Consider the following 10,527-nt stretch of genomic DNA (forward strand, 5'->3'; position numbering starts at 1 on the left):
GACGAGGGCGTTGGGCATGAGGCAGAGGGCGCCGAGGGTGACGGCGACGATTCTGAGTTTGCGAAGTGCTCAGCAGTGGCGCTGGCCATCGACGGCTTCGTACATAGCCATGTGCGGACCGTCACCATCGTGGAATGATCGCTTCGTTGGTCTGAGGAAGAGGCGGGCGATGGCAGACACCGGTGAGCAGTATGAGGCGTCGGCTTCGGCGCTGGGGTACCTCTTCCAGTTCGCCAAGGCTCTGCACATCTGCATCGAGCAGTGGATGAGCGGCGACATGGATTGGAGTGTCGCGGTCGAGGCAGCCGACGACGTCGAAATCCATCAAGGCCCGGATACACGCCTGATCCAGCTCAAACAGCGTGCTGACGGTGTTCGCATGACCGACCTGGCAGAGGACCTGTGGAAAACACTCCGGATCTGGGCGGAAGCAGCCAAAGCTGACCGGATCGTGCTCGCTGAGACCAAGTTGTTTCTCCTCACGACAGCCGAGATCCCTGAGGGCAGCGCAGCGTTCTGCCTACAACCCCGGAGCAGCCAGCACCGCGATGAAGACCGCGCCCTGAACATGCTCCGCGAAGCCCGCAGAGCCTCGAAGGCGACGAAGGGCTCCCTGCCGAAGTGCTTCGATGCCTTCGACAACCTGGACCGGGGCGACAGACCACTGCAACGCTCCTTGATGTCCCGCATTGAGATTCTCAGCGGCACCCCGGACATCAAGGAGGTCCGTACCGCGCTGCAGGGCCTTGCCGCCTTCGCCGTCGGGCACGAGGCGGCGAAGGCCTTCCTCGTTCGTCTGGAGGGCTGGTTCTACGACCGCGTGATCGAACAGATGCAGACGCCAGGCGGGAGGCCAGTTACGGGCATCGAGTTCGATGAGATGCTCTCGGACCTGCAGCGTCAGTTCCGACACGACAACCTGCCGATCGACCCCGACATCTCTGGCATGGACTCGGACCCCTCCCAGGCGGGCGACCAGCAGTTTGTCCGCCAGTTGGGCCTTATCGGTGTCGGCGCCGACCGGATTGGCCTGGCAGTGCGGGACTACGTTCGGGCCTTCGCTCAGCGATCTCGCTGGTCCACCGAGAATCTGTTGCGTGCCGGCGAACTCGGCAAGTACGAGCGCAAGCTGGTCGAGGAGTGGCAGTCCCGCTTCGCCGAGATGGCGGAAGAGCTCGGCCCCGAGGCTACTGAGGAGGAGAAGAAGAAGGAGGCCAGGCTCATCTACCGCTGGGTCGACCGTGAGGCCCGTTTCCCCATCCGCTCAGGGTGCGACGAGACGTTTGTGACCAAGGGCTCGTACCACATGCTTGCGGATGAACTCAAAGTGGGATGGCATCCGGACTTCTCCGCGCGCCTTATAGCGCTCCTTGAGCCGGCCCGGGCACGCTGATGGAGCTGAGCCGCGAGGAACGTGCCCTCTACAACCCCGCCTTCACCGCCCTTCTCTGCATTCGTGCCGTGCAAGGCCACGCAAAGGCGTACGAGACTCCCTGCCCGCTCCCCGTAGCTGTCACCGCCAGCATCATGGCCTTGCAACCCGCCATCAGAGACGCCCTGCCGGCAACAGCAGGCACCGGCCTGATGGGGTGGCTCGAAGCTAACCAGCACGTGCGCATCGAGATGTCCCGCAACGCCACGGCGCTCGCAGCCGTGGTCAGGCCGGGACTCCTTTTGGCTCTTCAGTCCCGCGTCGTGTTCTGCACTACGACAGGCCTGATGCTCAAGCCACGCGCCGTGAGCAAGACCATCAACGACGGGACGCAGCAGACCCGAGCCGTCCAACAGGCCGCTCTCATGCTCGGGCGCTGGCTCCCCAGCACCGGCAGCATCGGTACCGTCCTCACCCTACTGGGAGTCCAGCCGTGACCTTTCAGATCCGCGCGGTCACCATCTACGGCAAGCAGCCCGGCCAAGTGCACACGGTGCCCTTCAAGCCCGGCGGCCTCAACATCGTCACCGGCGACTCCCGCCGCGGCAAAAGCGCCCTGCTGACGATCATTGATTACTGTCTCGCCAGCTCCGAGTATCCAGTGAAGTCCGGCAAGGTCCGCGACTACGTCAGCACTTTCGCGATCACCCTGGTCAAGCCCGGACAGCAACTCTTCGTCGCCCGCCGCGCTCCCGATACCAAGAAGGGCGTCAGCACCGTCCTGTGCGTCCTCTCGCAGGCACCAGGCTCGCCCCCACCACCCCTGGACGACCTTCGTTTCGTCACACCGAGAGATGTCGCCAAGGACATTCTGAGCGACTTCTGCGGTATCGACCGCAACATCCGTGTGCCCGCCGTCGGCCGTGCAACGCTCATCGCACCGTCCGTCCGTCATGCGCTCTTCTTCTGCTTCCAGGCCCAGAACGAGGTCGCCAACGAAGACGTCCTCTTCCACTCCCAAGGCAAGGAGTGGAGGCCGAACACCATCCGCGGCGTCATCCCCTACTTCCTCGGCGCAACCGACCGCGAGCAAGCACTCCTCCGCAGCCGACTGCGCCTAGCACGCAAGGACCTGTCCGACCACGAAGCGAAATTGGCCGCCGCGAGAGTACTCGTCCCCGCTGCAGGCCAGGCCCGGGCTCTGCTCACCGAAGCCATCGAAGCCGGCCTTCTTCGCGCCGACGCCAGCCGCGAGACGACCGCCGAAGGAGTCCTGCGACTCTTGCGTCAGGCGCTTCTCCAAAGCGGCCCTCAAGGGGGCCCGGACCCGACCGATGACCCCATCAGCGACCTCCGCACCCGTCGTAGCGAGCTGCGGAGCCACGCCAACAGAGCACGGGCACGGATCGCCGACCTCAAGACAGCCCTGGCGGAAAACGGCGACTTCACCGACCAAGCACATGAGCAGCGCGCTCGGCTGGCCACCCTGGGTCTCCTCAAGCGCGATCTTATAGAAAGTCCATATGGCAGCAATTGCCCTGTCTGCGCCGGTCCGGTCACACCAGCCAATGTCACTGCAATGACCCTGACCAAGGAGCTTGAGCACCTCCAAAGCGACCTTCACGCCATCGGCAGAGACACTCCAGCGATTGAGCAAATGATCAGCGACGAGGAGGGCCGGCTACAGGAGATTCGTTCGGAGCTTGCCCGCAATCAGGAAGAGATCAACGAGGTCAACGCAGCCTTCAGGGCACTGGACCAGGAGCACGACGACGTACGGCGTGCAGCCATCGTGCAGGGCCGCATCAGCCTCTACCTGGACACCGCAGCCCAACTCGCCATCGGTCCCCGGTTGGAAGACCGGACCGAGGAGCTGTGCACACGGATCGCCGAGTTGGAGACGCTGCTCAGCGAAGATGCCCAAGGCGACCGCCTGACCAGCTTCCTGTCCCTGATCAACGAGCAGATCAGGGCCAAGGCACAGGAACTCGAGCTCGAACACTCCAGTTCGATGCTCCGCCTCGACGTGAACCGTCTCACCGTGGTGGCCGACACCCCCGAGGGCCCGGTTCCCCTGAAGGACATGGGAAGCGGGGACAACCACCTCGGATACCACGTGGCCACCCTCCTCAGCCTCCACGAGTGGTTCGCCGAGAACGAGAACCCAGTGCCTGGCTTGCTCATTCTCGATCAGCCCTCGCAGGTGTACTTTCCACCCGACCACGTCGGCGAAGAAGTGCTGGAGAGCGACGACCGGATCCTGCTTCTGAACATCTTTAAAGCCATCCACCGGACACTCCGCCGACTCGACGGAAAATTGCAGGTCATCGTCATGGAGCACGCAGACCTCGAAGACCCGGCTTTCAGCGACCACGTCGAGCATCGGTGGCGCCGACGCGATGGACAAGCACTCGTACCTGCCGCATGGATCACACCCGAGGCTGACTGACGCTGCGGCGCGTGCGTCAGCGGGGACCGTGCACGATTCTGGCCGGTCCCCACCAAACCCCAACTTCGAACAATTAGCCCAAGGCCACGTCGGCCGTTACGCCCAGTCCACCCCCAGCTGCGCGAGGGCGGCGAGCTGGTCGGTGGTGAGCTTGTCGCGCCGGGTTTTAGAGGTCCTAACAAAGGCGTTGGACGTGGCGGTGGGTGATGAGGCAGGTGGCGAGGCCGAGGAAGGCTTCGTGTATGTCGTCGCGTCGTTCCCATCGAATGCGGAGCCGGCGAAAACCGTGGAGCCAGGCGATAGTCCGTTCCACGACCCACCGGTAGACGCCGAGGCCGGAGCCGTGCGGGACTCCGCGGCGGGCGATCACGGGTTTGACGCCGGTCGCCCAGACGAGTCGGCGGTATTTGTCGTGGTCGTAGCCGCGGTCGGCCAGAAGCGTGTCGGGGCGTCTGCGGGGCCGGCCGACGAGGCCGGCGACGGCCGGGATCTTCCGCAGCAGCGGCATGAGCTGGGTGACGTCGTTGCGGTTCCCGCCGGTCAGCGAGACGGCTAGTGGGATGCTCTGGCCGTCGACGATCACGTGGTGTTTGCTGCCCGGACGTGCGCGGTCGACCGGGCTGGGCCCGCTTTTGGGCCCCGCCGAGCGGCCCGGACGTGGGAGGAGTCGATCACCGCCCGAGACCAGTCCAGCTTCTTCGCGACCCGCAGCTTCTTCAGCAGCACCAGGTGCAGCTGGTCCCACACGCCGGCCTCGTTCCACGCGGCCAGACGACGCCAGCAGGTCATCCCGGAACCGAAACCGAGCTCTTGCGGCAGGTACTCCCACTGGATGCCCGTGTGCAGGACGAACAGGATCCCGCAGAGCGCCTGCCGGTCCGGCACCCGCGGGCGCCCCTCCACCTGCTTCGGTCCCTGCTCAGGCAACAACGGCTCGATCAGTGACCACAGTTCATCCGACACGATCCACGGCCGCGGCTGACGTTTCCCCACGACCAGACCAACGACCATCCGAACCGAAAGTCACATGATCAACGGCTTCTGTTAGGACCTCTTAGCCCATTCTCAATCTGCATAGAAGAATGAAGCAGTAGGCCGTGTTTTTCGGATCTTGTTTGGCCTGCGCCGCCTGGCGCGCCCGGTCTTCGGCAGTCCTGTCGTCCCTCAGGTCGTCGGTGTGCTGGTGTCCGAGGTCGGGCCCACCATGGACCACCATGTGATCAGCCGGTCGGCCATTGCATCGGTTTGGCGGTCGCGGGGGTCGAGTCCGAAGTGGTCCTCGAGTTCGTACCAGAGGAACTCGCCGATCTCTGCTCGCGTGGTGCCACGGTGGAGGCGGTGGAACAGAGGGGCGAGCATGCAGTCGTACTCGTCCTGGGAGAGGTCGGCGACGCCGATCGGATCCCACTCGTTGAGCAGATAGCGCATGTTGTCGAACAGCACTGATGATGTGCGTGTGTTTGTCAGTGGGTGTTCGGCGTTGAGGTGTCAGTGTCTTGTCCGGGGGTTGTCCCTGGTCGAGGGCGTGTGGCTTGAGTTTTGTCACTGACAGTCCTTGCCGATTCTGCGCTGACATTTTTGACGTAGTGCCTGGTCACTTGGGTGCAGATCGGGATCACGCGCGCTGTGTCGGTGTTCGGTTGGCGCTATTCCAGCATGCGCTGTGCGTCGTCTGGGACCCATGGGAAGGGGACGTTGGGCCATCGTGCGGAGGCCCATGCGTCGAGGTCGACAGCGAGAACGGCATCTATGAAGGCCTGCGGAGGTCGGTAGCCGTGGGCGGTGATGTAGTGCGTGATCAGGTAGGGCGCGGCGTAGGCGATACCGGGCTCGCCTGGTATCCGGACCTCGCCGTTCCCTTCCGGCGCTTCATTTTCCGGGCATAGGTCGCACTCGTGCACTCCGAGGCAGACGTTCATCCATTGGATTTCCTGAACAGCTTTCAGCTTGTCCACGAAACCTGTGGGGACTGTCCCTTTCGGGTACGGCCTACTGGTTTCCAGCCACCCGATGTTCAGGCGGGTGTACTCCGGGCTGTACCAGAGTGCGTAGAAGGCCGACTCCCTGTCCGTGAACGAATCCTGGTCCTGGTAGTCGTACTTGCTGAGGTCTTCGTAGAACACCCGGACATCATGGCTGCTCCATCAGACACCCCTGGAGTGGGGTAGGCGGGTGTGGATGGCGTTGGCGTGTTCGGTGAGGGTGGCGGCGTTGCGGGTGGTGATGAGGGGGTGGAGGGGGCTGTCGGGTGGGCGGCCGGTGTCGTGATGGTGGTGGTGGGCTGCGGTGATGAGGGTGTGGGCCCAGGTGGGCAGGGCGTGGATGCGGCAGTGGCGATGGGCGTGGAGGTCGTGGACTTTCACGTGGGTGCCGCGGGGGTGTACGTCGTTGCCGCGGATGAGCGCGAGGCGGGTGGGGCCGGCTCCGGTGAGGAGGGCGGTGGTGAGGGCTGCGGCGTTGAGGGGGTGGGCGAGGGCGTGGAGGCGTTCGGCTACTTCGCTGTGGTCGTCGTTCTGTGGGGTTGGGGGCGCGGCGGGGTAGGGGAGTGGGCCGACACCGTCGCAGGGGCCGCGTGCTGTCCGTGAGGCGGCGAAGCCGGGTAGGGGCCGTGGTGGATCGAGCCAGGGGATGGCTGTCCGCGGTGGCTGGCGGTTTGCGGGTGTCGGAGCAGCGCTGGCGCGTTCGGTCGGGGGTGCGGCGGTGTGGGCTATGACGTGCTCGATGCCGGCCAGGACCAGCGGGAGGCTGCGGGCCGGCTGGGTGTGCCAGAGCAGGGTGAGGTGGATGCCGGTGTGTTCTCGCAGGTGAAAGAGCTGTTGGAGTCGGTGTTCGGTGAGCCGGTGGGCGCGGGTGACGGTCAGGGCGGTGATGTGCAGGGCGTTGGTCCAGGCTCGGACTGCTGTCCAGGCGGGGGTGAGGGAGTCGGCCCAGGTGCCGTGGCCGTCCGGGGTGCCGAAGCAGGTTTTGCCGAGTGCGTGGAGGACATCCTGGGCCAGGGCGGCGGGGGCTGTGGTGGCGGGTGTGGGGTCCACGGTGATCTGCCCGGCTGCTACGTGGTGTGCGGTCAGAGCCTGGGCGGTGACGGCTGGATCGTCGTGGGCGTCGATGAGGATGGTGGCCGGGGGCGGAGTGGCTGGTGCCGGGCCTGCGCGGGTGGACGCGGGGCCGGGCGCGGGCATTACATGCCGCCGATTTTGCTGTAGACCCAGTGGATGAGGGGTTCGTCGACTTCGGTCAGGTTCTTCTTCCGCATTCCGGTCAGGACGTGGGCGGTGATGCAGGCCCAGTTGCGGAAGCTGCCGTGGGCGGCCTGTTTGTCGACGGCTTCGATTAGCGCAGGAGTGGCGGTGGCCCAGACGGGGTGGAAGACGGGGATGGTCTGGAGGACCTCGGCGTGTGAGAGGCGGGTGAACTCCTGCCAGACGTGGATGCGGGAGGCGAGCATCGGTTCGCGTCGCAGGACTTTGTAACATCCGTCGCCGCCGGCGAAGATCACGGCGATGTCGGTTCGCTTGTCATCCCACAGGTGTCGCCAGTACTCGAACGAATTCTTCTTCATCCACTGCGCCTCATCGCACACCAGGATCCGGAATTCCTCGGCGAGGGTGTCCTTGAGGAGGTTGTCGAACTCGATGGGCCGGATGGGAGATTCTCCCGGGAGGCCGAGGGCGTTGAATAGGCCGTGGCGGATGTCGCGGGGTGTGGGGCCGGCACGTAGTTCCAGGCGGTGGGTGCGGTCGGGCGCCAGGAGCCGCAGGGCGGAGTTGACGGACATGGTCTTGCCGGAGCCGGCCGGCCCGTACACGCACATCATGGCCTTGGCCTCGATGACGGTCTCGATGTTGTCGCGGGTGGTCAGGAGGGCTTCGGTGCCGACGAGCTGCGCGTCGGGCAGGGACAGGAAGTGGTCGGCGGTCTCGGGCGGGAGCAGTCCGTAGTCGAGGTCGATCATGGCGTCTGGTTCTCCTGGTGTGGTGTGTCGGGAGTGGGTGTCCTTGGGGCCGGTGGGATCGGGCGGGCCCAGGTGTCGGGTACCGGGGCGTGGGGGATGTAGTCGGGCCGGGCCAGTTCACGCAGGCCGCGTTGATCTGCTGCCCGCAGCTCCGCCTCGGCTTCCTCGGAGGTCGGCGCGCCCAGCTGTTTGGGGACTTTGGCGGTGGTGACGGCTTCGAACCGCTTGCGGCGTAGCCTTTCGGCGGCTTTGAGGTCGGCCCGCAGCTGTCTGGCCGCCGCGGTGCGGGCCGCGCGTACGGCCGTGAACTGTTCGAGGTCGGCACCGTTCGCGAGGAACGCTGTTCCCAGGTGTCGTCCGGTGGCCGCGTCGAACACCTCGATCTCCTCGTCGTGGTGCGGCAGCCGGCGTACCTTGATCGGGTTGCCGGCGTGACCGACCATCCAGTCGGCGATGTAGTCACGGCGTCTAAACCGCACACCGCTGGTGGAGACCAACCGGATGCGGCCGTCGCCTTCGAGCCCGAACCCGATCAGCGCATCCTTGGGCACGTCGGTGACGGGAGTGGGGTCGGCCTGCCATGCCTGCAGCGGAGTCAGGCCGCCCAGGGCGGGGGAGAGGTGGGAGGTGTTCCACCAGTGCACCCACTCCAGTAGCGCGGCGACGAACGTGTGGAAGGCCATCGGCGGGGCGTCGGGGTCTGCGAGCCGGCCGCCCGCCAAGCGCTGGCGGTGGCGGTAGCGGGGGAGGGTGACCAGGAACATCTCCTCGACCGCGTCGTTGAGCGCCTCAATACTGCCCTTCAGATGAGGCGTCCCGCCGGGCAGGTCCACCACCGGGACCGCGAACGCCCCGAGCGCCCCGGTCACTGCCTCACACAAGAACTCCTTTCCCCGGTCCACCCTCACCTGTCCGGGAAGCCCGCCGACGGGACCGAACACCGCTTGGTCACGGACCAAGGCGACACGCAGCGCCGCGAGCACCCCGTCCCTGCTCGGCGCGTGCGCGGTCACCGACGCTCCGGTGATCACGTTGTGCGCGCAGTCGATGAACCATGTCACCCACGGGGTGACCAGTTCTCCCTCCAGGTCCACCTCGACGGCCAGGTGCTTGTGATCGCCCTCCCAGGCCGCGTTGCGGTGAGACACCGGCCGCTTGCCGAACACGTCGTGGGCGCGCCGCGCCGCCTCACCGGACCGAAGCCCCGCACGTTCACCACGGCTCAGATCCCGCCGCAGCGCGCGATGCACCGTCGACAACGAGGGCACCGTCCCGACATCCGCATCCTGCGCGGCCCGTCGCACCAACTCCGCGTGCAGTCGAGCGGCGTTCCCGCCGTAGAAGGCCAGCAGACGCCGGACCTCCGCCGTCACTGTGAACCGTGCCGACACTCGCGCCCCGGTCTGGCCTTCACGCCGAGCGGCGGCCAGCCACCGCCACACCGTCCGCTCACTACGCCCCAACGCCACTGCTACCAACCGCACGTGTGCGGCCGTCAACTCGCCCCGCCCATCCAGCTCCAACAACCGCGGCACCGCCGCAGCGCGGCCCAACGGCGACGAGAAAACTCCGACCTGCGCCTCGCGGACTTCCTCCGCTCCTTCATCACGCACTACACCGTCATCTCAGATCAATGACGTCATCAGGCCCTGTATCCTTATATTGGCGATATAAGAACGTTCCTCCTGGGATAATCCGGTTCCTTGTGCGGAGTACTGACGAGCTCGACGTGGCGGGGCTGGTGACAGGTCGTTGCGGCTTCTTCGACGGCTGGTTGGGCTGGTCGCAGCGATGATGAGCGGCTCGCGGGGACAGCCTGGCGCGGTGAGAGTGCTGTCACTGAGATGAGTTGAGCCAGTCTGCGAGCTGGGCCTCAGCGGGGCATACCCTCTAGGCCAGTTTGAATCTGGATAGCAGAATGAATCACCCCCATGTGGGGTGGGCCGGGATGATCGGGTCATGTCTATCACTGTCGAGTTCTTCGTGGCACCGGATGATGAGGTGGCTGCTCAGGTCGGGCCGCGGCAGCGCCGTCATGGGTTTCCCTCGTTCGCGTGCTCGGATTTCTTTCCCGATGATGCGGTGGCGGACTGGGAGGTCTTGCTGGCAGGGGGTGCGGCTGGAGGTTCGCGTGATGTGGTGCCGATGAAGAATGACGGCTTTATGGTGTTCCAGTTGTCTTCTGGGCTGTGCTCCGCTTTGGTGCGGGCGAACAGTGGCCGGCTCGTTGAGGTTGCGGGTGCATGGGCTGAGCTTGCCGCGGTCAAGGACGAGGATGTGCCAGCTGAGACAGCGGCCTGGATCCTGACAGAGTTGGCGGGTCTGGCCCGCACGGCAGAGGGCCTTCGTCAGCCTCTGTACTGCTGGTACTTCGCACCCTGAGAGGGCGCTGCTGGCAGCCCACAACAGCCCCGACCCAACCCTGCTGCCAGCTAGGCCCGCGGAGCGGGCCTTCGGTCCTGGAGGCGGAGCCGGAAGGACCAGGGCGGGGGAGCGTAGCGGACCCGCCCAACGGGCCGCAGGCCCAGACCTCGTGAAACGAGGTCACCTCCAGTGCGCAGTGAAGCGAAACCCGAACAGTCCGAAGCGAAGCGAAGGACCCCGGCCCGAAGGGCCGGCCATGGCTCGGCGAAGCCGAGCCCCGCCGAGCGCAGCGAGGCGGTTCCATGCTCCGGAGCGAAGCGGAGGAGCAGGCGCCGCGGGCGCCTCGGCCGCGCGCAGCGAGGCCGGTCTCTCCTGAGCGCGCAGCGCTCA

General features: G+C 65.8%; 10 protein-coding genes. 4 read left to right on the forward strand and 6 right to left on the reverse strand.

Going from position 1 to position 10,527, the window contains the following annotated elements; translation table 11 throughout:
• Window positions 1-169 precede the first annotated feature (169 nt).
• From OG295_RS37040 to OG295_RS37050, 3 genes are read left to right on the forward strand one after another with little or no spacing between them, the layout of a single operon-like run.
• Window positions 170-1,393 carry an ABC-three component system protein gene (locus OG295_RS37040; RefSeq protein ID WP_371681044.1) on the forward strand — a complete coding sequence of 408 codons (1,224 nt, stop codon included), beginning with the start codon at window positions 170-172 and terminating at the stop codon, window positions 1,391-1,393.
• Window positions 1,393-1,869, forward strand: coding sequence for a three component ABC system middle component (locus tag OG295_RS37045; protein WP_371681045.1), 477 nt, complete (start codon window positions 1,393-1,395; stop codon window positions 1,867-1,869). Before OG295_RS37040 ends, OG295_RS37045 begins: the two co-directional genes overlap by 1 nt.
• A complete protein-coding gene (locus tag OG295_RS37050) occupies window positions 1,866-3,821 on the forward strand; it encodes a DUF3732 domain-containing protein (RefSeq protein ID WP_371681046.1) in 1,956 nt (651 codons plus the stop codon). Before OG295_RS37045 ends, OG295_RS37050 begins: the two co-directional genes overlap by 4 nt.
• A 175-nt stretch (window positions 3,822-3,996) precedes the next feature.
• On the opposite strand, the gene OG295_RS37055 is transcribed toward OG295_RS37050, so the two are convergent.
• The 6 genes from OG295_RS37055 to OG295_RS37080 form a co-directional block, all read right to left on the reverse strand.
• A protein-coding gene (locus OG295_RS37055; protein WP_371681047.1) for an IS5 family transposase occupies window positions 3,997-4,832 on the reverse strand; the annotation gives its coding sequence in 2 pieces (ribosomal slippage) (window positions 3,997-4,451 and window positions 4,451-4,832; 837 coding nt in all).
• A 153-nt stretch (window positions 4,833-4,985) separates the two neighbouring features.
• Window positions 4,986-5,264 (reverse strand): hypothetical protein, encoded by a 279-nt coding sequence (locus OG295_RS37060; protein WP_371681048.1) that lies wholly within the window; start codon window positions 5,262-5,264, stop codon window positions 4,986-4,988.
• Window positions 5,265-5,467: 203 nt separating this feature from the next.
• Window positions 5,468-5,944 (reverse strand): hypothetical protein, encoded by a 477-nt coding sequence (locus tag OG295_RS37065; RefSeq protein ID WP_371681049.1) that lies wholly within the window; start codon window positions 5,942-5,944, stop codon window positions 5,468-5,470.
• Window positions 5,945-5,965: 21 nt separating this feature from the next.
• Window positions 5,966-7,000, reverse strand: a complete 1,035-nt coding sequence (locus tag OG295_RS37070) for a hypothetical protein (protein ID WP_371681050.1) — start codon at window positions 6,998-7,000, stop codon at window positions 5,966-5,968.
• Entirely contained in the window at window positions 7,000-7,773 is a 774-nt protein-coding gene (locus OG295_RS37075; protein WP_371681051.1) for an AAA family ATPase, read from the reverse strand. Before OG295_RS37075 ends, OG295_RS37070 begins: the two co-directional genes overlap by 1 nt.
• Window positions 7,770-9,308: a Mu transposase C-terminal domain-containing protein gene (locus OG295_RS37080; protein ID WP_371681423.1), complete on the reverse strand. Its 1,539-nt coding sequence runs from the start codon at window positions 9,306-9,308 to the stop codon at window positions 7,770-7,772. The genes OG295_RS37075 and OG295_RS37080 overlap by 4 nt, the downstream gene beginning before the upstream one ends.
• A gap of 424 nt (window positions 9,309-9,732) precedes the next feature.
• Here OG295_RS37080 and OG295_RS37085 point away from each other — a divergent pair, with 424 nt between their 5' ends.
• On the forward strand, window positions 9,733-10,155 hold the full coding sequence (locus OG295_RS37085) for a hypothetical protein (protein WP_371681052.1): 423 nt from the start codon (window positions 9,733-9,735) through the stop codon (window positions 10,153-10,155).
• Window positions 10,156-10,527 lie beyond the last annotated feature (372 nt).

The sequence above is a fragment of the Streptomyces sp. NBC_01276 genome (assembly GCF_041435355.1).
Classification (GTDB): domain Bacteria; phylum Actinomycetota; class Actinomycetes; order Streptomycetales; family Streptomycetaceae; genus Streptomyces.